Genomic DNA, 20,061 nt, shown 5'->3' with positions numbered 1-20,061 from the left:
AGGTCAATTCATTTCGCAAACGCAGAAAAAGCTTGCGGCTCTTTTGTCGCTGCAAGCGTGACAATCCTGCCTGATTCCCCGGCGTCACCCCGCCTAGAGGTCGATTTCCAGCACTCCGTCCGGGTCAGCGGCGCGCGATTGGCACAGGATCATGGCGTGCTGGCGCTGCGCGTTGGACAGGACGAAATCGCGGTGCTCGACCTTGCCGGACAGGACGCCGCACTTGCAGACGCCGCAGATTCCGTCGGCACATTTGATGTCGACGCGGATGCCGTTCTGCACCAGCACATCGGCGGCGGTTTGGTCCGCGGGGACGGTCAGTTCGCGGCCATCGCGCAGGCGCAGGCGGAAGGGGTGGTTTTCGTACTCCGGCTGCTCGGGCGGGTTGAAGTATTCCAGGTGGCGGGCGTCGTCGGGGAAACCGGCCAGGGTGGCCGCGTCGATGACCGAGGACATGTAGCGATCCGGCCCGCAGGTGTAGACGTGCCAGCCGGGGGTGTAGCCCTTCAGGATCGCAGACAGGTCGGCGCGGGTGCCTTCGTCGCTGAAATGCAGGTGCACGCGGTCGGCCCAGGGGGCGGCGGCCAGATCGGCCAGATAGCCCGCGTTGGCGCGGCTGGAGCAGGAGTAGTGCAGCTGGAACTCGGCCCCCAGCGCGTGCAGGCGATGGGCAAAGGCGATCATCGGGGTGATGCCGATACCGCCGCCCATCAGGAAGGTCCGGGTGGCAGCCTCATCAAGGTGGAAATGGTTGATGGGGCGCGAGATAAAGACCTTGCGCCCCGGCTGGAAAATCCGGTGCATCAGGGCAGAGCCACCGCGCCCGGCATCCTCGCGCAGGACGCCGATCTGGTAGCGGTCGGTGGCCTGCGGATCGCCGGACATCGAGTATTGGCGCAGGAATTCCGGGGCGACCAGCACGTCCAGATGCGCGCCTGCGGTCCAGTCGGGCAGGGGCAGCCCGTCAAGCGAGGCGAATTCGTACTTGGTGATCTCGGGGGTCATCACCTCGGCCTTGGTCACTTCGACCCGCAGCAGGGGCGCGTCGCCGGGCACCGTGTAGCGGTGCACCATCGACAGATCGCCCCGGGCCAGACGGGCGCGGTATTCGGCGGCGGGGATCAGGGCGCGGTAGGCGGCGATGCCGGCCTCTCGGTCCATCGGAAAGGGATAGGGCCAGGGCGGCGGGGCCAGCGGTGCGGGGTAAACGGCGAGGGTCTGATCCTCGTACCGCAGTTTCAGGTCGGTCTGCAGGCCGCGCCGGTTCACCGGGTGCTGGGTGGGGCGATAGGCGCCGTCGGGGCATAGCTCCAGATCCCACCACCATGTCTTGACCGGGTTCAGGCCGCCATTCCCCGCCAGATCGTCCAGCCGCGTCAGCACGGGGGCGGCGGCGGGGACATGCATCGCGGCCCAGCGGAAGGGGGCCTGCGTGAACAGCCCCTCAAGGTTCCACGGGCAGGTTTTCATGCAGCGCCCGCACATCGCGCCGCCGGGGGTGGTGATGCGGTAGGTGGCGCATTTCTGGCTGTCGGATTTCCAGATCTCGTAGCCGTTGAACATCAGCTTCGGCCCGGCGGTGATCGCGCCCGAGGGGCATTCGCGCGCGCATTTGTTGCACGACTCGCAGAACGCTTGCAGGCCGAAGTCGATGGGCCGGTCATGCGCGACGGGCATGTCCGTGGTGACGACCCCGGATTTCAGGCGCGGCCCCAGATAGGGGTTCAGGATGACCTCGCCGATGCGGCTGACCTCGCCCAGCCCAGAGAGCAGCAGCAGGGGCGGTTGCAGAACGTCGCCGTCCATCACGGTGTGGGCCTTGGCGCTGTAACCGAGGTTGCGCAGGTGCTTGGCCAGCACGCCGCCCAGCAACGAGAACCGCAGATAGGCGCGCATGGATTGCGCGACGCTGATCCAGTCGTCGCCCGAGGCCCCCTCCATCGTCTCATAGCCCTGGTCGATGATGATGCTGATGGCCTGATCGTGGGGCGGTTTGATCGGGGTGCCGGTGGCGTCGTGGGAATACCACGCCCAGTCCGGGCAACGCGACAGCCCCACCGCATCGACGCCCAGGAAATAGCAGGCGGCCTTGATATTGGCGGCATTGCGGGCGGGGTCTGTGGGGCGGGGTCCCGGCGAGGGCACGCCGTTCTGGATCACGGTAAAGGCCCCAAGCGCGCGCCGTTGCGCCATGCTGGGGGCGGATTTGCGGACGTAGTGGCCGTTCTTGGCCTTGTCCTGAACGTGCTGGCCAAGGTCGCCGAACAGCGCGCGGGCGAACATGTCGGTGCGTTTGGGGACGCGGGCGACGTGCGCCTCGTCGATATAGGTGGTGGGGGTGGGGACGCGTTTCAGCCGTTCGAACGGGTGGGCGCCGTCGGTGAAGCGGCGCTTGGCAAAGGGATCGCGGGCGCGGGCGGGGCGGCGCGGTGGCGTCTGACCAGGGGTGAGGGGGCGGTCAGTGGCCAGATCCAGATCGCAGGTGACGACGGCCAGACCGAAGCGCGAGCCGATCCACGGGGCAGTCAGTTGGCCGTCTTGGACCCATGCCAGACCCGACTCGACCGCCAGAGCACCCAGATGAACGTCGGTGGTGCTGCCGCTATGGGCGCGGGCCTGCCAGCCCAACAGGCGCAGGTAATTCGCCAGAACAACGGCGGTTTCAGAGGCGCGCAGGCAGGCCCGATGCGCCTGCGCGTCGGCGATCCAGTCGGTGCCGGGCTCTGCCCGGTCGGGGTCGCGCGGGTATTCGTAGAGCAGGACCAGCGCGTGGCTGTGGCCGTCGATATCCGTGGGCGGGGCCTGCATCGCCTCTTTCAGTTCGGCCATGATGACGTCGATCCCCGAGGCCAGCGTTTGGGTCTGGCGGGTCTGCAGTTCGGTCGCCAGACGCTGGATGTCGGGGTTACGCACCGGGGTCTGCAACCGGGCCTGAGGCGGAATGCGGCAGATGCCGACCATGCTGGCGTCGTTGAAATAGGCGAACGCTTTCAGGTGGTTGGCGCGTTCCTGCGGGTCGGCCGGGATGTCCGAGCGGAGGCGCGCCTGATGCCCCTCGCGGATGGCGTCCAGCATGGCCTGATACTCGCCCATCGCGTTGACGATGCTTTCGGGTGAGGCGGGGCGGGCAAAGCTGACGGGCTGGAACGGGGGCAGGTTGGACAGATCGGCGGTGGCCTCACGCGTCAGCCGGTCCAGCGGATAGCACCCCAGATGGACCGGCCGATGCTTGTCCGAGAATAGCTTGGTCACGGCCCGCCCCTTTGTTCTGACACCGGTCTGACGGGGCGATTGCAGCCCCGCGCCAGTGTTTGATGAAATTTAAGGCAATCAGACCCGCAACACGAAACTTTTTCAAGCGGTCAAATTTTACCAGTTGATAAAAAAAGAAACCGTGAAATACTTTGACAAAAAAGAACACCAAGCACAGCGGAGGTTGGAATGAGTCCGAACACCCTGACGCCAGGTATCGCCGCAGGGCGGCTGCCGGCAAAGGCCTATGCCGAAAATTTCAGTGACCTGCACCCGGTCCTGGACGATCACGAGGCGCATGTCGCCGCGGATCGCTGCTATTTCTGCCATGATGCCCCGTGCATGACGGCCTGCCCGACCAGCATCGACATCCCGCTGTTCATCCGGCAGATCGCCACCGGCACGCCCGAGGCGGCGGCGAAAACCATCCTGTCGCAGAACATCCTGGGCGGGATGTGCGCGCGGGTCTGCCCAACGGAAACCCTGTGCGAGGAAGCCTGCGTGCGTGAAACCGCCGAGGGCGAGCCGGTGCAGATCGGGCGCTTGCAACGCTATGCGACGGACACGTTGATGGCGGCGGGCGTGCATCCGTTCAGCCGTGCGGCCTCGACCGGCAAGAGCATCGCCGTTCTGGGCGCGGGGCCTGCGGGCCTGTCCTGCGCGCACCGTCTGGCGATGAAGGGGCATGAGGTCGTGATCTACGATCCGCGCCCCAAATCGGGCGGTCTGAACGAATACGGGATTGCCTCGTACAAATCCGTGGGGGGCTTTGCCGCGAAAGAGGTCGAATGGCTGATGCAGATCGGTGGGATCACCGTGAAGCACGGCGAAGCCTTGGGCGCGGGCCTGTGTCTGGAGAAGCTGAAGGCCGATTACGACGCGGTGTTCCTGGGCATCGGTCTGGCCGGGGTGAATGCGCTGGACGTGGAAGGCGAGGACAAGGACGGTGTTCTGGACGCGGTGGAGTTCATCGCGGACCTGCGTCAGGCCTCGGATCTGGCCAAGGTGCCGGTGGGGCGCGACGTAGTGGTGATCGGCGGCGGGATGACCGCGATCGACGCCGCTGTGCAGGCGAAACTGCTGGGCGCGCTGAACGTGACGCTGGTCTATCGCCGCGGGCGTGACCGCATGAATGCGAGCGTGTTTGAACAGGATCTGGCGGCCTCCAAGGGTGTGCGCATTATTACGAACGCATCGCCCAAGGCGGTGATCGGTAACGGCGCGGTGCGCGAGATCGAGTTCGAATATACCGGCGACGATCTGAAGCCGACGGGCGATGCCTTCCGCCTGGCCGCCGATCAGGTGTTCAAGGCGATTGGCCAGACTTTGGGCCGCACCGACCTGCCCGATCTGGACGGCCGCAAGATTGCCGTCACGGGCGCGGGCCGCACCAGCATGGCGGGCGTCTGGGCCGGGGGTGATTGCGCCAGCGGCGGGGATGACCTGACCGTGACCGCCGTCGCCGAAGGGCGCGATGCCGCCGAAGACATTCACGCCTCGTTGATGGCGTAAGAGAGGGAGATAAGCAGATGGCCAATCTCGCAAGTGAATTCATCGGGATCAAATCCCCCAACCCGTTCTGGCTGGCCTCGGCCCCGCCGACGGACAAGGAATACAACGTCCGCCGCGCGTTCGAGGCCGGATGGGGCGGTGTCGTGTGGAAGACTCTGGGCTCCGAAGGGCCGCCGGTGGTGAACGTCAACGGCCCGCGCTACGGCGCGATCTGGGGGGCGGATCGCCGCCTGCTGGGCCTGAACAATATCGAGCTGATCACCGACCGCCCGCTGGAGGTGAACCTGCGCGAAATCAAGTCGGTCAAGCGGGATTACCCGGACCGCGCGCTGATCATTTCGCTGATGGTGCCCTGTGACGAGGATAGCTGGATCGACATCCTGAAGCGCATCGAGGACACCGAGGCGGACGGGGTCGAGCTGAACTTTGGCTGCCCGCACGGGATGGCTGAACGGGGCATGGGATCCGCTGTTGGGCAGGTGCCGGAATATATCGAGATGGTCACCCGCTGGGTCAAGAAACACAGCCGAATGCCCTGCATCGTCAAGCTGACGCCGAACATCACCGACGTGCGCAAACCCGCCGAGGCGGCCAAGCGTGGCGGGGCGGATGCGGTGAGTTTGATCAACACGATCAACTCGATCACCTCGGTCGATCTGGACGATTTCGCGCCGGAACCGACGATTGATGGCAAGGGCACGCATGGCGGCTATTGCGGGCCGGCGGTGAAGCCGATCGCGCTGAACATGGTGGCCGAGATCGCGCGTAATCCTGAGACGCATGGCCTGCCGATCAGCGGCATCGGCGGCGTCACCACGTGGCGCGACGCGGCCGAGTTCATGACCCTGGGCGCGGGCAACGTGCAGGTCTGCACGGCGGCGATGACCTACGGGTTCAAGGTGGTGCAAGAGATGATCTCGGGCCTGTCGGACTACATGGATCGCAAGGGCATGACCTCGACCAGCGAGTTGGTGGGCCGTGCGGTGCCGAACGTGACCGACTGGCAGTATCTGAACCTGAACTACATCACCAAGGCCAAGATCAACGAGGCGGATTGCATCAAGTGCGGGCGCTGCTACGCCGCCTGCGAAGACACCAGCCACCAGGCGATTGCGATGTCCGAAGACCGCGTGTTCAGCGTCAAGGACGAGGAATGCGTCGCCTGCAACCTGTGCGTCAACGTCTGCCCGGTCGAGGGCTGCATCACCATGGAACGGGTCGCCCCCGGTCAGGTTGATCAGCGCACCGGCAAAGAGGTTCCGGCGGAATACGGCAACTGGCTGGAGCACCCCAACAACCCCGGCAACACCTGCGCGGCGGAGTAACGCAAAAGCCCCGGCACTGCCGGGGCTTTTCGTTATAAATCAAGGCGTCAGCAGGTTTCGGAACAGCGTGTCCAGATAGCTTTCCGCCCCCTTGATGATGTCCTTTTCGCCGGGGGTCAGGACGGTGACCTGGGCCTCGAAATCGGCGTAGTGCTGGGTGGTGGCCCAGATCGAGAAGATCAGGTGGCGCGGGTCGACCTTGTTGATCTTGCCCTGCTTCATCCACTCGCGGATCACGGCGCATTTTTCCTCGAACAGCGGTTTCAGGTCGCTTTCCAGATGCGGGGCCATGCGCGGCGCGCCTTGCAGGATTTCGTTGGCGAACAGACGGCTTTCGCGGGGGAACTGGCGGCTCATGCGGATCTTGCGGCGGACATAGGCGCAGATCTCGTCCAGCGGTTCGCCGTTCGGGTCCATTTCGTGCAGCGGGTCCAGCCAGGTTTCCATCAGTTTGCTGAGCAAGGTGACGTGGATCGCCTCTTTGCCGTCGAAGTAATACAGGATGTTCGGCTTGCTCAGGCCGGCCTGTTCGGCGATCTGGTCCAAGGTCGCGCCGCGGTAGCCATGCTGCGAGAAAACGTCCAGTGCGGCCTCTAGGATCTTCTTGCGATTGCGCAATTGAATCCGGCTTGGTTTCTTGGCTGGCGCGGCGTTCTCGGCACTCATTCAGGCCCCTTTCAACAAACTGACGAAAAATTCATCGTGAGCCCTTTTAGACTATCCGGTGGCGAGAGGTAGCCAAGAGTTTTCTTGACAGATGCGGGGCGGGCGGCAATCGTCAATTTACCAAATGGTAAAAAAGCAGCAAGAGGGCGCCGCTCTCCAGCCAGGCGCGAAACTCTTGACTGACAGGGAAAGAGACGAGGAACGACCAATGCCTGCGCCGGGTGAAAATCTGAAAATCAATGCGGACCGTCTGTGGGACAGCCTGATGGAAATGGCCAAGATCGGGCCGGGTGTCGCGGGGGGGAACAACCGCCAGACGCTGACCGATGCCGATGGCGAGGGCCGTAAATTGTTCCAGAAATGGTGCGAGGACGCGGGCTGCTCGATGGGTGTGGACCAGATGGGCAACATGTTCGCCATGCGTCCGGGCGAAGACCCGGATGCGCTGCCGGTTTACGTGGGTAGCCACCTGGATACGCAGCCGACCGGTGGGAAATACGACGGGGTGCTGGGGGTTCTGGGCGCGCTGGAAGTCGTCCGCTCGCTCAACGATCTGGGGATCAAGACCAAGCACCCGATCGTGGCCACCAACTGGACCAACGAGGAAGGCACCCGGTTCGCGCCGGCGATGCTGGCCTCGGGTGTGTTCGCGGGGGTGCATACGCAGGACTGGGCTTACGGGCGGGTCGATGCCAAGGGCAAGAAATTCGGAGATGAGCTGGAGCGGATCGGCTGGAAGGGCGAGGAAGAAGTCGGTGCGCGCAAGATGCACGCGTTCTTTGAGCTGCACATCGAACAGGGCCCGATTCTGGAGATCGAGGGCAAGGATATCGGTGTTGTCACCCACGGCCAGGGTCTGAGCTGGATTCAGGTTACGATCACCGGCAAGGACGCGCATACCGGCTCGACCCCGATGCCGATGCGCAAGAATGCCGGGCTGGGCATGGCCCGCGTGCTGGAACTGGTGGACGAGATCGCCTGGTCGCACAAACCCCACGCGGTGGGGGCGGCGGGCCATATCGACGTCTATCCCAACTCGCGCAACGTGATCCCGGGCAAGGTGGTGTTCACCGTCGATTTCCGCAGCCCCGATCTGGCCGTGATCCAGGATATGGAGGCGCGGCTGAAGGAAGGCGCGCAGAAGATTTGCGATGAGATGGGCCTGGGCGTAGAGTTTGAAAAGGTGGGCGGATTCGATCCGGTCGCCTTTGATGAGGGGTGTGTGTCGGCCATTCGCAACGCGGCCGAGCGGCTGGGCTACAGCCACAGGGACATCATCTCGGGCGCGGGGCACGATGCCTGCTGGATCAACCAGGTCGCGCCCACCGCGATGGTGATGTGCCCCTGTGTCGACGGGCTGAGCCATAACGAGGCCGAGGACATCTCGAAGGAGTGGGCGGCCGCGGGCGCGGATGTGCTGTTGCACGCGGTGCTGGAGACAGCGCAGATCGTGGACTAAGGACCGGAGGGTCCCGGCGTGGTGACAAAGGACGAGGTCAAGGCAGAGGTGGCGAAGGCGATCGCGGGGTATCATCCCGCCAATCGCATGGATGCGGCCCGGCTGGAGGACTTCAAAAAGGCGGTCGTCGAACCTCGCCTTGTCACCGTCAATTTCAGCGGGGGGATCACCCAGAAATGCTGGAACGTGACGCGATCGAACGGGATGTACCGGGTCATTTTCCTGCCCACGGCGGGGTATTTTTCACTCTGTGTTGAATCGGACTTCGGGCCGCTCGACATCGGGGTGCATGGGGATGCGATTGGGTGTTTCGGGTCGGTGTGATCCGGGCAACCACAAGAAAAGACAGGGAGTTTTGATATGACCAAAGTCATCAAGGGCGGCATGGTCTGCACCGCGGACCGCACCTGGAAGGCGGATGTGCTGATCGAGGGCGAGACCATCAAGCAGATCGGCGAGGACCTGAAGGGCGACGAATATATCGACGCGGAAGGCGCCTATGTGATCCCCGGCGGGATCGACCCGCATACGCATCTGGAGATGCCGTTCATGGGCACCACGGCGGCGGAAACGTTTGAATCCGGCACCTGGGCCGCGGCCGTTGGCGGCACCACGATGGTGGTGGATTTCTGCCTGCCGGGCGAGGATGGCAGCATCAAGAACGCGATCAACGAATGGCACCGGAAATCCGCGCCGCAGATCTGCTCGGACGTCGGCTATCACATGGCGATTACCGGCTGGAACGAGAATGTTTTCAACGAGATGAAAGACGCCGTGGATATGGGCGTGAACTCGTTCAAGCATTTCATGGCCTACAAGGGCGCGCTGATGGTCGAGGATGACGAGATGTTCGCCTCGTTCAAGCGCTGCAAGGAGCTGGGCGCGCTGGCGATGGTGCACGCGGAAAACGGCGATCTGGTCGCGGCGATGCAGGAAAAACTGCTGTCCGAAGGCAAGACCGGCCCCGAGGCGCACGCCTATTCCCGTCCGCCCGAGTTCGAGGGCGAAGCCGCCAACCGCGCGATCACGATTGCCGATGCGGCGGGTGTGCCGCTGTACATCGTGCACGTCAGCTGTGAGCAGGCGCATGAGGCGATCCGGCGGGCGCGGCAGAAGGGGATGCGGGTCTATGGCGAGCCGCTGATCCAGTTCCTGACGCTGGATGAAAGCGAGTATTTCAACAAGGATTGGGACCACGCCGCACGCCGGGTGATGTCGCCTCCGTTCCGGAACAAGGAGCACCAGAACAGCCTGTGGGCGGGGCTTCAGTCCGGGTCGTTGCAGGTGGTGGCGACGGACCATGCCGCATTCTCGACCAAGCAGAAACGTATGGGGATCAATGATTTCACCAAGATTCCCAACGGGTCCAACGGGTTGGAGGAACGTCTGGCCGTGCTGTGGACCGAGGGCGTGGAGACCGGCCGCCTGACGCCGAACGAGTTTGTCGCGGCGACCTCGACCAACGTGGCGAAGATCCTGAACATCTATCCGCGCAAGGGGGCGATTGTTGAGGGGGCCGACGCCGATATCGTGGTGTGGGATCCGAAGATCAGCAAGACGATCAGCGCGTCGAACCACCATTCGGTGCTGGATTACAACGTGTTCGAGGGCTTCGAGGTGACGGCGCAAGCCCGTTACACCCTGAACCGGGGCGAGGTGATCTGGGCCTGGGGTCAGAACAGCCAGCCGCAGCCGGGACGGGGGCGGTTCATCCCGCGGCCCGCGTTCAACTCGGCCAGCGTGGCGCTGTCGAAGTGGAAGGAACTGACCGCGCCGAAGATGATCAAGCGCGATCCGATGAACATCCCGGCAGGGATTTAAGGGTCAGGGCACGAGGGCATCCAGATGCGGAAGCAAGACCACGCTTTCCTGCTCATGCGGGTCGGTCCGGGCGATGACAGCCTGGGTCGGCTCGGTGCCCGTATTGATCGGCAAATGCGGCACGTCGGCAGGAATGTAGATCAGATCGCCCGCGCTGGTTTCCATGCAATGTTCCAGGTTTTCGCCCCAGTACATGATGGCGGACCCGGACACAACATAGATCGCGGTCTCGTGCGTGGCGTGTTTATGAGCTTTGGCGCGGCCACCGGGCGGAACCGTCAGCAGATGCATGCAGATGGCTTGCGATCCGGTGGTTTCCTTGGCTATGCCATTGAAATAGTTGAAGCCCTGCTTGCCCGCATAGGTCTGGCCAGGGCGGAGCTTGATGCAGGTCCCGGGACGGAACGTGTCCATGTCGGCCTCTTTAGAAGAACGGCGCCGGTTTGGCGCAAGGAGAATTGAACCACAATGACGGCAGCGCAGGCAAACGAAACCGCCGCACCAGTGATCAGCGCCAAGGGGCTGAACCTGACATTCCAGACGAATGACGGGCCGGTCCACGCGTTGAAGGACGTGAATCTGGAGATCAACAAGGGCGATTTCGTCAGTTTCATCGGCCCGTCGGGATGCGGCAAGACCACGTTCCTGCGGGTCATGGCGGATCTGGAAAAACCCACCGCAGGCAGCATCACCGTGAACGGTGTCAGCCCCGAGGAGGCGCGCAAGACGCGGGCTTATGGCTATGTGTTTCAACATGCGGGCCTGTATCCGTGGCGCACCATCGGCGGCAACATCCGCCTGCCGCTAGAGATCATGGGCTACACCAAATCCGATCAGGACGAGCGCGTGAAACGCGTGCTGGATCTGGTGGAACTGTCTGGTTTTGAAAAGAAATTCCCCTGGCAGCTGTCGGGCGGGATGCAGCAGCGGGCCTCGATTGCGCGGGCGTTGGCGTTCGATGCGGACATCCTGCTGATGGACGAACCCTTTGGCGCGCTGGACGAGATCGTGCGCGATCACCTGAACGAACAGCTGCTGCAGCTTTGGGCGCGGACGAACAAGACGATCGGGTTCGTGACGCACTCGATCCCCGAGGCGGTGTACCTGAGCACGCGGATCGTGGTGATGTCGCCGCGTCCGGGGCGGATTACCGACGTGATCGAAAGCACTCTGCCACGCGAACGGCCGCTGGATATCCGCGACACGCCCGAGTTTCTGGAGATCGCCCATCGCGTCCGCGAGGGGCTGCGTGCGGGGCATGCATATGATGATTAACCATCCCGATTGTACGATTCTTGCCGGTTTTCGTACGCCGCGATCCGGCCGGGGGACGCGCACATGAGAAAGAGCTTCCTACCCGTTCTGACCGTGGTCGCCGCGATCTTTGTGCTGTGGTACGCGATGGCCGTGGTGCTGAACGCGGCCTGGGCCAAGGATCAGGCCAAACGCGCCGGGGTCGAGCTGTCGTTCAGCGAGCTGGTGGCCGACACATGGGCGCAGGACAAACCCAAACTGCCCGCGCCGCACCAGGTGGCGGCCGAGATCTGGGAAACGACGGTCGAGAAGAAGATCACCTCGAAACGCTCGTTGGTGTTCCATTCGGGGATCACGCTGAGCTCGACCTTGCTGGGCTTCGTGCTGGGCACGGTTCTGGGGATCGGGCTGGCGGTGGGGATCGTCTATAACCGCGTCATGGACATGAGCGTGATGCCGTGGGTGATCGCGTCCCAGACCATCCCGATCCTGGCGATTGCGCCGATGATCATCGTGGTGCTGAACGCGGTGGGGATTTCTGGCCTGCTGCCGAAGGCCATCATCTCGATGTACCTGTCGTTTTTCCCGGTCGTGGTGGGCATGGTGAAGGGGCTGCGCAGCCCGGACATGATGCAGCTGGACCAGATGCGGACGTGGAACGCCACTGCGTCGCAGCAATTCTGGAAGCTGCGCCTGCCGAGCTCGATGCCGTACCTGTTCGCCTCGTTGAAGATCGCGATGGCGGCGTCGCTGGTGGGGGCCATCGTGGGTGAATTGCCGACGGGTGCCGTGGCCGGGCTGGGCGCGCGTCTGCTGGCGGGCTCGTACTATGGCCAGACCATCCAGATCTGGAGCGCGCTGATCATGGCGGCGGCCCTTGCGGCCTGTCTGGTCGCGATCATCGGGCTGATCCAGCGGGTGACGCTGAAACGGATGGGGATGGCGTGATGGGCTGGATTGTCTTCGGAGTAATCGCTTGGGCGCTGGGCTGGGGCCTGAACGTGTGGCTGTCGCGCCTGCCGCGCAGCCGGGCCACGGGTCTGGCGGTGCCGGTGGTGTTCGGCATCACGCTGCTGCTGATCTGGGAAAGCATCGTGCGCGGGTTTGGCATCTCGCCGGTGCTGCTGCCGGCCCCCAGCGCGATCGCGGGGCGGTTCGTCGCCTCGACCGGCATCCTGTGGGAGGATTTCGTTCAGACCGTGCTGAAAGGCGCGCTGAGCGGGTATGTCTTTGGCTGCGGGGCCGCGTTCCTGACGGCCGTCGTGGTGGACCGCTTTCCGTTCCTGCGGCGCGGGCTGCTGCCGGTGGGCAACTTCGTCGCCGCGCTGCCGATCATCGGCATGGCCCCGATCCTGGTGATGTGGTTCGGCTTTGACTGGCAGTCCAAGGCCGCCGTGGTCGTCGTCATGGTGTTCTTCCCGATGTTGGTGAACACGGTCGAGGGGCTGCAGGCCACGGATGCCATGCAGCGGGATCTGATGCGCACCTATGCCTCGGGCTATTGGACGACGCTGCGCAAGCTGCGCCTGCCCGCGGCGATGCCGTTTATCTTTAACGGCTTGAAAATTGCCACGACTCTGGCCCTGATCGGTGCCATCGTGGCAGAGTTCTTCGGGTCTCCGATCCGGGGGATGGGGTTCCGGATTTCCACGAGTGTGGGACAATTGGCGCTGGACCTGGTCTGGGCCGAGATCGTCGTCGCCGCCATCGTGGGGTCCGCATTCTATGGCGGGGTCGCTCTGCTGGAAAAGGCAGTCACCTTCTGGCACCCGTCGCAACGAGGCTGAGCAATAAAAACAACAACGGCTTAACCAATAATCAACGACTAACTAGGAGAGTATGAAACATGAAAACCATGGTGAAATCGCTGGGCGTCGCCGCGCTGGCCCTTTGGGGCGGCATGGCAGCAGCCGCAGATCAGGTGACGTTGCAGCTGAAATGGGTCACGCAGGCCCAGTTCGCGGGCTATTACGTCGCGCTGGACAAGGGGTTCTATGCCGAGGAAGGGCTGGACGTGACGATCAAGCCCGGCGGCCCTGACATTGCCCCCGCGCAGGTGATCGCGGGTGGTGGCGCCGATGTGGTGCTGGACTGGATGCCGTCCGCACTGGCCTCGCGCGAGAAGGGCCTGGCGCTGGTCAACATCGCGCAGCCGTTCAAATCGTCGGGCATGATGCTGACCTGCCGCAAGGATGCCGGCGTGGCCAGTCCCGCCGACTTCAAGGGCAAGACGCTGGGCGTCTGGTTCTTCGGCAACGAATACCCGTTCCTGAGCTGGATGAGCAAGCTGGGCTACTCGACCGAGGGTGGCGCGGATGGCGTGACGGTGCTGAAGCAGGGCTTCAACGTCGATCCGATCCTGCAGGGCCAGGCGGCATGCGTGTCGACCATGACCTATAACGAATACTGGCAGATCATCGACGCGGGCCTGTCCCCGGACGATCTGGTGGTCTTCAAGTACGAGGATCAGGGCGTCGCCACGCTGGAAGACGGCATGTACGTGCTGGAAGACAACCTGAAAGACCCCGCCTTCGTCGAGAAGATGGTGAAATTCGTCCGCGCCTCGATGAAGGGCTGGAAATGGGCCGAAGAAAACCCCGATGACGCGGCCATGATCGTGCTGGACAACGATGCCTCGGGCGCACAGACCGAAGCACACCAGAAACGCATGATGGGCGAAGTGGCGAAGCTGACCGCCGGCTCGAACGGCGCGCTGGACCCGGCCGACTACGAACGCACGGTGGCGTCGCTGCTGTCGGGCGGTTCGGACCCGGTGATCTCGAAAGCGCCCGAAGGGGCCTGGACCCACATGATCACGGACAAGGCGCTGAACTGATCCCTGTTGGCGCCAATCGGAAAGGCCGGCCCCCTGGGCCGGCCTTTTCGCGTTACTTGGGGTGGTTCTCGCTGACCCGTTTCAACAGGCGGACAAGGGTCTCTTTCTCCTCGACATCGAGGCCCATCGTGATCTCGTCCTGGATCGAGCGGGCAATGGTTTCCACCTGCTCCAGCGTCGCGCGGCCCGAATCAGTCAGGTTCAGAACCCGGGCGCGGCGGTCCTTCTCGGACACGGATCGGGCGACATATCCCTTTTCGACCAACCGATCGACCACCCCGCCGATCGTGGCGCGATCGCAGGCCGTCCAGGCCGCGACGGTGGCCTGATCCAACCCCGGCTGCAACTTGATCGCGGACATGGCGGCGAATTGAAACGGTGTGATATCAATGCCTTCACGAGTCATGTGGTCGTGAAACAGCGCCGTCGCCACCTGGTGAGCACGCCGGACAAGGTGCCCGGGCATATCGTGAAATTCAGCCATTTTCCCTCTGGTTTTTTCTTATTACCGACCGTATGGTCGGATTTGTCAAGTGTAGCGTTGTTTCAGTTTCCGTGTTAACTAGATTGACATGATCCATAACGATATGAATACATATCGTATAGAGGACCACGACACATCCTGAGGAGGAGGACCCGTGTTGACCCAATTGGCCACCGCTTCGCGAATTGCGCAACCCGTCTGCGGGCGGACCTTGCGTCGCTGTGTCGGATGAGCCTCGGATCACCGTCCCCCCAATCCATGGAGACCTGAGCGAATGCGCTTTCTGGGATATTTCCGCAGCTCTTCGGCCTACCGCTGCCGGATCGCCTTCAACCTCAAGGGGCTGGAGTACGATTTCGAAAGCGTGCACCTGAAAAGCGGCAAACACAAATCCGCCGATTTCGCCGCCGTGAACCCGCAAAAGCTGGTACCGGCGCTGATCACCGACGACGGGCAGGAGCTGTACCAGTCGCTGGCGATCATCGAGTGGCTGGATGAAACATACGGTGGCGCACGGTTGATCCCGGCGGACAAGGACCTGCGCGCGCAGGTCCGGGCGTTTGCCCAGGTCATCGCCTGCGAAATCCACCCGCTACAGAACCTGCGCGTACTGCAATACCTGCGCAGCGATCTGGGCCTGGGCGAGGATGCCGTCAACGCATGGCTGGCGCGCTGGCTGGGCGACGGGCTGCAAGCCTGCGAGGACATCCTGGCCAAGCGCGGCGACGCGACGGCCTATTGTTTCGGCGACGAACCGGGGCTGGCAGACATCTGTCTGGTGCCGCAGGTTTTCTCGGCCGAACGTTTTAATGTTGATATTTCGCATCTGACGCGCATCAATGCGATTTATGAACAATGTCAATCAAATCCGGCTTTCGCTGCTGCACATCCGAAGGCGCAGCCGGATTTCGAAGCATGACCGACGGCGCCCCGCACTGACACGGGGCGACGCGCGGACAACGGCGTTTGCCTGCCTAAGGGTGGGCCGACAATCTTAACCACGGGAGGTAAGACAATGAAACTTTTCAAGACTGCTCTGCGTACGGCAGCGGCGGCGGCCATCCTGGCCGGCACCGGTGCGGCGGCTATCGCTCAGGAAGTGACCCTGAAGATGCACCAGTTCCTGCCGGCACAAGCCAACGTGCCCGCGCAGATCCTGGACGTCTGGGCCGACAAGATCGAGGCTGACTCGAAGGGCCGTATCAAGATCGAGCGTTATCCCTCGATGCAGCTGGGCGGCAAGCCGCCAGAGCTGATCGGCCAGCTGGAAGACGGCATCGCGGACATCGTGTGGACCGTTGCGGGCTACACCCCCGGCCGTTTCCCCAAGGCAGAAGTGTTCGAACTGCCGTTCATGATGACCAACGCCGAGGCCACCAGCCGCGCGTATTGGGAATATGCCGAAGCAAACATGTTCGACAACGAGTACTCGACCTTCAAGCCGATCGCCCTGTGGGTGCACGGCCCGGGCCTGATCCACTCGAAGAACCCGGTTGCCGCACCGGCTGACCTGAACGGCGTCAAGCTGCGCGCCCCGACCCGCGTGACCAACATCCTGTTCACCGACCTGGGCGCAACCCCGATCGGCATGCCGGTTCCGGCCGTGCCCGAAGCGCTGTCGAAAGGCGTGATCGACGCGACCGTCATTCCGTGGGAAGTGACCGCCGCGCTGAAGGTTTCGGAACTGGTGACCAACCACACCGAATTCGGCAACGCATCGCTGTACACCACCAACTTCATCTTCGCGATGAACAAGGACAAGTACGACGCGCTGCCCGACGACCTGAAGGCCGTGATCGACGCGAACTCGGGTGCGGACGTTTCGGCATGGGCCGGCAAGACCATGCAGGCCGCCGACGAGCCCGCCAAGAAGATCGCCCAAGACCGTGGCAACAACATCGTCGTGCTGAACGACGAGCAGGTCGCCGTCTGGAAAGAAGCGTCGAAAGGCGTCGAAGCCAAGTGGGTCGCTGAAATGACCGACAAGGGCATGGACGGCGCGGCGCTGCTGGATCAGGCAAAAGGCCTGATCGCCAAGTACTCGAACTAAGGCCTGGTGCCTTTGCGGCCACGGCAGGGTATCCTGCCGTGGTCTCTACGTACCTCTCGCATCAAGGACGAGGATACTATGCAACAGTTCATGAACAAGATTGCCCGCTACATGGCCATCCTGGGGGGCATCATCCTGACCCTTCTGGTGCTGCTGACCTGCGTGTCGGTGGCCGGGCGCGCGCTGAATACCCTGTTCCACTCGGGTCTGGCGCAAAGCCTGCTGGGTGACGCCGCACAGGCCGTGCTGGACGCGGGCGTTGGCCCCGTCCTGGGTGACTTCGAGCTGGTCGAGGCGGGCATCGCCTTTGCCATTTTCGCCTTTATTCCGCTGTGCCAGATCACCGGCGGACACGCATCGGTGGACATCTTCACCTCGGCTTTGCCGGTGAAGGCAAACCGTTTCATCCAGATGATCGTCGAGATCCTGTTCAGCTTTGCGCTGATCCTGATCGCATGGCGTCTGTATGACGGGATGCAATCCAAGATGCGTTACAACGAAACAACCTTCCTGTTGCAGTTCCCGATCTGGTGGGCATACGCCGCCAGCCTGGTGCCCGCAGTCATCGCGGCGGTGGTAGCCGTCTACATGGCCGTCGTGCGCATCGCGGAATTCTTCTCGGGGCGCACCATCATCCATGTGGGCGGGGGAGCTGAACACTGATGGACTTTACCAATCTCGAAATCGGACTTCTGTCCTTTCCGGTCCTGCTGGTGATGATTTTCCTGCGGGTTCCGATCGGTCTGGCCATGTTCCTGGCCGGCCTGTTCGGCCTGTACTTCATCAACAACGGGTTCAACGTGGCCTTCGCCAAGCTGAAGACCGAGACCTACTCGACCTATTCCAGCTACTCGCTGGCGATCGTGCCGATGTTCATCCTGATGGGCCATTTCGCGACCCTGGGCGGCATGAGCCAGGCGCTGTTCAAGGCGGCCGAGGCATTCCTGGGTCACCGCAAGGGCGGCGTCGCAATGGCGGCTGTTGGCGCGTGTGCGGGCTTCGGCTCGATCTGCGGGTCGTCGCTGGCAACCGCGGCCACCATGAGCCAGGTCGCGCTGCCGGAACTGCGCCGCTATGGCTATTCGGGCGGGTTTTCCACGGCCACGCTGGCCGCGGGCGGCACGCTGGGCATCCTGATCCCGCCGTCGGTCATCCTGGTGATCTACGCCATCCTGACCGAGCAGAACATCGCCAAGCTGTTCCTGGCCGCGTTCATTCCGGGCATCCTGGCGGCGATCGGCTACATGATCACGATCTCGATCTACGTGCGTATCCACCCCAAATCGGCCGGCGTGCGTGAGCCGCAGCCGATGTCGGAACGGATCCAGGCGCTGATCGACGTGTGGCCGGTGATGCTGGTGTTCCTGTCGGTCGTCGGCGGTATCTACCTGGGCATCTTCACCCCGTCCGAGGGTGCGGCAGTTGGCGCCTTTGGCACCGGTCTGATCGCGCTGATCAACGGCGGCCTGACCAAGCACACGCTGATCGAAAGCTTCATCGCCACCGCACGCGGCACCGGCATGATCTTCTTCATCGTTCTGGGTGCCGGGTTCTACAACGGCTTCCTGGCGCAAAGCCAGGTGCCGCAGGCGCTGTCGGAATACGTGGTCGGACTGGGCCTGAGCCCGTGGATCGTGCTGTCGCTGATCCTGGTTCTGTACCTGATCTTTGGCTGCGTGATGGATTCGCTGTCGATGATCCTGCTGACGGTTCCGATCTTCTTCCCGATCATCTCGGCGATGGATTTCGGCATGACGGCAGAAGAGGTCGCGATCTGGTTCGGCATCATCGTTCTGATCGTCGTCGAGGTCGGCCTGATCACGCCACCCGTGGGGATGAACCTGTTCGTCATCAACTCGATGGACCGTCTGACCCCGATGGTCGAGACCTACAAGGCGGTGATGTACTTTGTCGCCTCGGACATCGTGCGGGTGATGCTGCTGGTCGCCTTCCCGTCGATCACGCTGTTCCTTGTCCGCATCCTGCACTGACAAGGCTATGATATAGCGACAGAAAAACAGACGCCCCGGCCATTCGGTCCGGGGCGTTTTCTTTGTGTGATCCGCCGTACGGGACCGCATGAATCTTTTGACTCGGGCTGCGAATATAGCTATAGAACATAACTAATAGTGGAGATAGCAATGACTGACACCGAAATCCTCAAGGTCGAGATGAAGGGCGACATCGCCGTTGTGACGATGAACCGCCCCGGCAAGCGCAACGCGATGAACGATCAGCTGCTGGCTGCGCTGGACGGGTTTTTCTCGAACCCGCCCGCCGAAGCCAAAGTCGTCGTTCTGACGGGTGTGGACGGGCATTATTGCTCGGGTCTGGACCTGAGCGAGCACGTCGCCCGCGATGCCGAGGGCACGATGCGCCACTCGCGCAACTGGCACGGTGTCATGGACAAGATCCAGTTCGGCGGCCTGCCGGTCGTGTCGGCCATGTTCGGCGCGGTGATCGGTGGCGGGCTGGAGCTGGCGACCTCGACCCATGTGCGGATCGCTGAACCCTCGACCATTTTTCAGCTGCCCGAGGGGCGGCGCGGGATCTACGTCGGCGGCGGCGCATCGGTGCGCGTGGGCCGTATCCTGGGCGCGGACCGCATGACGGAAATGATGCTGACCGGCCGTAAATACGGCGCGGACGAGGGCCTGGCCCTGGGTCTGGCGCATTACTCGGTCGGTGAAGGCGAGGCGCTGGAACTGGCGATGGACCTGGCCGGCAAGATCGCCAAGAACGCGGGCATGTCGAACTACGTCATGATCCACGCCCTGGCCCGGATCGAGGACATGTCCAAGCAGGACGGCCTGTTCACCGAAAGCCTGTGCGCGGCGCTGACCCAGACCAGCCCGGACGCTCAGGAGGGCCTGCGCGCCTTCCTGGAGAAGCGCACCCCGACCTTCCGGTAACGTCCCATGGTGCGCAAAACCGCTGACAAACCCGAAGAAACGCCCGAGCAGGCCGGCCCCCTGGACCGGCACCTGCGCGACTATGCCGGGTACAACATCAAGCGCGCGTCCAACATCATGCAATCCAACGCCGCCAAGGCGTTGGACCCCTACGGGCTGCGCATCACGACCTTTTCGGCGCTGTGCGTGATCGTGGACAACCCGGACGTGACCCAGTCGCAACTGGCCGCCGCGCTGAACATGGAACGCTCGAACACGGTGCTGATCATCGACTCTCTGGAAGAGATCAACCTGATCGGTCGCTTCCGCGTCCCCACCGACCGTCGATCCTATGCCCTGCGCGCGACGCTGGCCGGGATCAAGCGGCGCGACGCCGCCGCGCGGGCCCTGGCCAAAGCCGAGGAGGAACGGCTGGTCAATCTGAGCCCCGAAGAACGTGCCCAGCTGGCAGATCTGCTGCGCCGCATCGACCCCCTGGATTGAGGAGATC

Annotated in this window: 19 protein-coding genes; 15 read left to right on the top strand and 4 right to left on the bottom strand. The window is 63.2% G+C overall.

Annotation, left to right across the window (positions count from 1 at the left end; translation table 11 throughout):
* Nucleotides 1-93: 93 nt before the first annotated feature.
* Nucleotides 94-3,252 (bottom strand): 2Fe-2S iron-sulfur cluster-binding protein, encoded by a 3,159-nt coding sequence (locus E7681_RS01155; RefSeq protein ID WP_136337425.1) that lies wholly within the window; start codon nucleotides 3,250-3,252, stop codon nucleotides 94-96.
* Between the two features lie 189 nt (nucleotides 3,253-3,441).
* Between E7681_RS01155 and E7681_RS01150 the strand changes: the two genes are divergently transcribed.
* Both E7681_RS01150 and preA read left to right on the top strand, forming a co-directional pair.
* Nucleotides 3,442-4,764: an NAD(P)-dependent oxidoreductase gene (locus tag E7681_RS01150; RefSeq protein WP_136337424.1), complete on the top strand. Its 1,323-nt coding sequence runs from the start codon at nucleotides 3,442-3,444 to the stop codon at nucleotides 4,762-4,764.
* A 17-nt stretch (nucleotides 4,765-4,781) separates the two neighbouring features.
* The gene (preA, locus tag E7681_RS01145; protein ID WP_136337423.1) at nucleotides 4,782-6,089 is read left to right on the top strand and encodes an NAD-dependent dihydropyrimidine dehydrogenase subunit PreA; all 1,308 of its coding nucleotides are present in this window, start codon (nucleotides 4,782-4,784) and stop codon (nucleotides 6,087-6,089) included.
* Nucleotides 6,090-6,128: 39 nt separating this feature from the next.
* Here preA and E7681_RS01140 read toward each other — a convergent pair whose 3' ends face one another.
* Entirely contained in the window at nucleotides 6,129-6,755 is a 627-nt protein-coding gene (locus E7681_RS01140; RefSeq protein WP_136337422.1) for a TetR family transcriptional regulator C-terminal domain-containing protein, read from the bottom strand.
* 208 nt (nucleotides 6,756-6,963) lie between these two features.
* On the opposite strand from E7681_RS01140, the gene E7681_RS01135 reads away from it, so the two are divergent.
* The 3 genes from E7681_RS01135 to hydA are packed head-to-tail and all read left to right on the top strand — an operon-like array spanning nucleotide 6,964 to nucleotide 10,035.
* Entirely contained in the window at nucleotides 6,964-8,214 is a 1,251-nt protein-coding gene (locus E7681_RS01135; protein ID WP_136337421.1) for a Zn-dependent hydrolase, read from the top strand.
* 18 nt (nucleotides 8,215-8,232) lie between these two features.
* A complete protein-coding gene (locus E7681_RS01130; RefSeq protein ID WP_136337420.1) occupies nucleotides 8,233-8,538 on the top strand; it encodes a hypothetical protein in 306 nt (101 codons plus the stop codon).
* 36 nt (nucleotides 8,539-8,574) lie between these two features.
* Complete coding sequence (hydA, locus tag E7681_RS01125) at nucleotides 8,575-10,035, top strand: dihydropyrimidinase (protein WP_136337419.1); 1,461 nt, start codon at nucleotides 8,575-8,577, stop codon at nucleotides 10,033-10,035.
* A gap of 3 nt (nucleotides 10,036-10,038) precedes the next feature.
* Here the strand turns inward: hydA and E7681_RS01120 are convergent, their stop codons facing one another.
* Nucleotides 10,039-10,449 (bottom strand): cupin domain-containing protein, encoded by a 411-nt coding sequence (locus tag E7681_RS01120; protein WP_136337418.1) that lies wholly within the window; start codon nucleotides 10,447-10,449, stop codon nucleotides 10,039-10,041.
* A 54-nt stretch (nucleotides 10,450-10,503) separates the two neighbouring features.
* Here E7681_RS01120 and E7681_RS01115 point away from each other — a divergent pair, with 54 nt between their 5' ends.
* The 4 genes from E7681_RS01115 (at nucleotide 10,504) to E7681_RS01100 (ending at nucleotide 14,125) form a co-directional block, all read left to right on the top strand.
* On the top strand, nucleotides 10,504-11,310 hold the full coding sequence (locus E7681_RS01115; RefSeq protein ID WP_136337417.1) for an ABC transporter ATP-binding protein: 807 nt from the start codon (nucleotides 10,504-10,506) through the stop codon (nucleotides 11,308-11,310).
* A gap of 63 nt (nucleotides 11,311-11,373) precedes the next feature.
* Nucleotides 11,374-12,237, top strand: coding sequence for an ABC transporter permease (locus tag E7681_RS01110; RefSeq protein WP_136337416.1), 864 nt, complete (start codon nucleotides 11,374-11,376; stop codon nucleotides 12,235-12,237).
* Nucleotides 12,237-13,076, top strand: coding sequence for an ABC transporter permease (locus E7681_RS01105; RefSeq protein ID WP_136337415.1), 840 nt, complete (start codon nucleotides 12,237-12,239; stop codon nucleotides 13,074-13,076). Before E7681_RS01110 ends, E7681_RS01105 begins: the two co-directional genes overlap by 1 nt.
* Nucleotides 13,077-13,144: 68 nt before the next feature.
* The gene (locus tag E7681_RS01100; protein ID WP_425471369.1) at nucleotides 13,145-14,125 is read left to right on the top strand and encodes an ABC transporter substrate-binding protein; all 981 of its coding nucleotides are present in this window, start codon (nucleotides 13,145-13,147) and stop codon (nucleotides 14,123-14,125) included.
* A 52-nt stretch (nucleotides 14,126-14,177) separates the two neighbouring features.
* On the opposite strand, the gene E7681_RS01095 is transcribed toward E7681_RS01100, so the two are convergent.
* Nucleotides 14,178-14,609, bottom strand: a complete 432-nt coding sequence (locus tag E7681_RS01095; protein ID WP_136337413.1) for a MarR family winged helix-turn-helix transcriptional regulator — start codon at nucleotides 14,607-14,609, stop codon at nucleotides 14,178-14,180.
* Nucleotides 14,610-14,883: 274 nt separating this feature from the next.
* Here E7681_RS01095 and maiA point away from each other — a divergent pair, with 274 nt between their 5' ends.
* From maiA to E7681_RS01065, 6 genes are all read left to right on the top strand, one after another.
* Nucleotides 14,884-15,528, top strand: a complete 645-nt coding sequence (maiA, locus tag E7681_RS01090) for a maleylacetoacetate isomerase (protein ID WP_136337412.1) — start codon at nucleotides 14,884-14,886, stop codon at nucleotides 15,526-15,528.
* Nucleotides 15,529-15,624: 96 nt separating this feature from the next.
* Entirely contained in the window at nucleotides 15,625-16,659 is a 1,035-nt protein-coding gene (locus E7681_RS01085; protein WP_136337411.1) for a TRAP transporter substrate-binding protein, read from the top strand.
* Nucleotides 16,660-16,749: 90 nt separating this feature from the next.
* Entirely contained in the window at nucleotides 16,750-17,322 is a 573-nt protein-coding gene (locus E7681_RS01080) for a TRAP transporter small permease (RefSeq protein WP_246032378.1), read from the top strand.
* The gene (locus tag E7681_RS01075; RefSeq protein WP_136337409.1) at nucleotides 17,322-18,650 is read left to right on the top strand and encodes a TRAP transporter large permease; all 1,329 of its coding nucleotides are present in this window, start codon (nucleotides 17,322-17,324) and stop codon (nucleotides 18,648-18,650) included. The genes E7681_RS01080 and E7681_RS01075 overlap by 1 nt, the downstream gene beginning before the upstream one ends.
* 150 nt (nucleotides 18,651-18,800) lie before the next feature.
* Nucleotides 18,801-19,571 carry a crotonase/enoyl-CoA hydratase family protein gene (locus E7681_RS01070; RefSeq protein WP_136337408.1) on the top strand — a complete coding sequence of 257 codons (771 nt, stop codon included), beginning with the start codon at nucleotides 18,801-18,803 and terminating at the stop codon, nucleotides 19,569-19,571.
* A 6-nt stretch (nucleotides 19,572-19,577) separates the two neighbouring features.
* A complete protein-coding gene (locus tag E7681_RS01065; RefSeq protein ID WP_136337407.1) occupies nucleotides 19,578-20,054 on the top strand; it encodes a MarR family winged helix-turn-helix transcriptional regulator in 477 nt (158 codons plus the stop codon).
* The last annotated feature ends 7 nt before the right edge of the window (nucleotides 20,055-20,061 follow it).

Origin of the sequence: Thalassobius vesicularis (genome assembly GCF_004799325.1) — a bacterium.
In the GTDB taxonomy this organism is placed as follows: Bacteria; Pseudomonadota; Alphaproteobacteria; order Rhodobacterales; family Rhodobacteraceae; genus Thalassobius; species Thalassobius vesicularis.
Note: the sequence above shows the minus strand (reverse complement) of the source record. Positions and strands in the feature narration are given on the sequence as shown.

What these genes read in the sequence shown, in the direction of transcription:
- E7681_RS01150 (WP_136337424.1), top strand. Translation starts at nt 3,442, where the DNA reads ATGAGTCCGAACACCCTGACGCCAGGTATCGCCGCAGGGCGGCTGCCG.
- preA (WP_136337423.1), top strand. Translation starts at nt 4,782, where the DNA reads ATGGCCAATCTCGCAAGTGAATTCATCGGGATCAAATCCCCCAACCCG.
- E7681_RS01140 (WP_136337422.1), bottom strand. Translation starts at nt 6,755, where the DNA reads ATGAGTGCCGAGAACGCCGCGCCAGCCAAGAAACCAAGCCGGATTCAA.
- E7681_RS01135 (WP_136337421.1), top strand. Translation starts at nt 6,964, where the DNA reads ATGCCTGCGCCGGGTGAAAATCTGAAAATCAATGCGGACCGTCTGTGG.
- hydA (WP_136337419.1), top strand. Translation starts at nt 8,575, where the DNA reads ATGACCAAAGTCATCAAGGGCGGCATGGTCTGCACCGCGGACCGCACC.
- E7681_RS01120 (WP_136337418.1), bottom strand. Translation starts at nt 10,449, where the DNA reads ATGGACACGTTCCGTCCCGGGACCTGCATCAAGCTCCGCCCTGGCCAG.
- E7681_RS01115 (WP_136337417.1), top strand. Translation starts at nt 10,504, where the DNA reads ATGACGGCAGCGCAGGCAAACGAAACCGCCGCACCAGTGATCAGCGCC.
- E7681_RS01110 (WP_136337416.1), top strand. Translation starts at nt 11,374, where the DNA reads ATGAGAAAGAGCTTCCTACCCGTTCTGACCGTGGTCGCCGCGATCTTT.
- E7681_RS01105 (WP_136337415.1), top strand. Translation starts at nt 12,237, where the DNA reads ATGGGCTGGATTGTCTTCGGAGTAATCGCTTGGGCGCTGGGCTGGGGC.
- E7681_RS01100 (WP_425471369.1), top strand. Translation starts at nt 13,145, where the DNA reads ATGGTGAAATCGCTGGGCGTCGCCGCGCTGGCCCTTTGGGGCGGCATG.
- E7681_RS01095 (WP_136337413.1), bottom strand. Translation starts at nt 14,609, where the DNA reads ATGGCTGAATTTCACGATATGCCCGGGCACCTTGTCCGGCGTGCTCAC.
- maiA (WP_136337412.1), top strand. Translation starts at nt 14,884, where the DNA reads ATGCGCTTTCTGGGATATTTCCGCAGCTCTTCGGCCTACCGCTGCCGG.
- E7681_RS01085 (WP_136337411.1), top strand. Translation starts at nt 15,625, where the DNA reads ATGAAACTTTTCAAGACTGCTCTGCGTACGGCAGCGGCGGCGGCCATC.
- E7681_RS01080 (WP_246032378.1), top strand. Translation starts at nt 16,750, where the DNA reads ATGAACAAGATTGCCCGCTACATGGCCATCCTGGGGGGCATCATCCTG.
- E7681_RS01075 (WP_136337409.1), top strand. Translation starts at nt 17,322, where the DNA reads ATGGACTTTACCAATCTCGAAATCGGACTTCTGTCCTTTCCGGTCCTG.
- E7681_RS01070 (WP_136337408.1), top strand. Translation starts at nt 18,801, where the DNA reads ATGACTGACACCGAAATCCTCAAGGTCGAGATGAAGGGCGACATCGCC.
- E7681_RS01065 (WP_136337407.1), top strand. Translation starts at nt 19,578, where the DNA reads ATGGTGCGCAAAACCGCTGACAAACCCGAAGAAACGCCCGAGCAGGCC.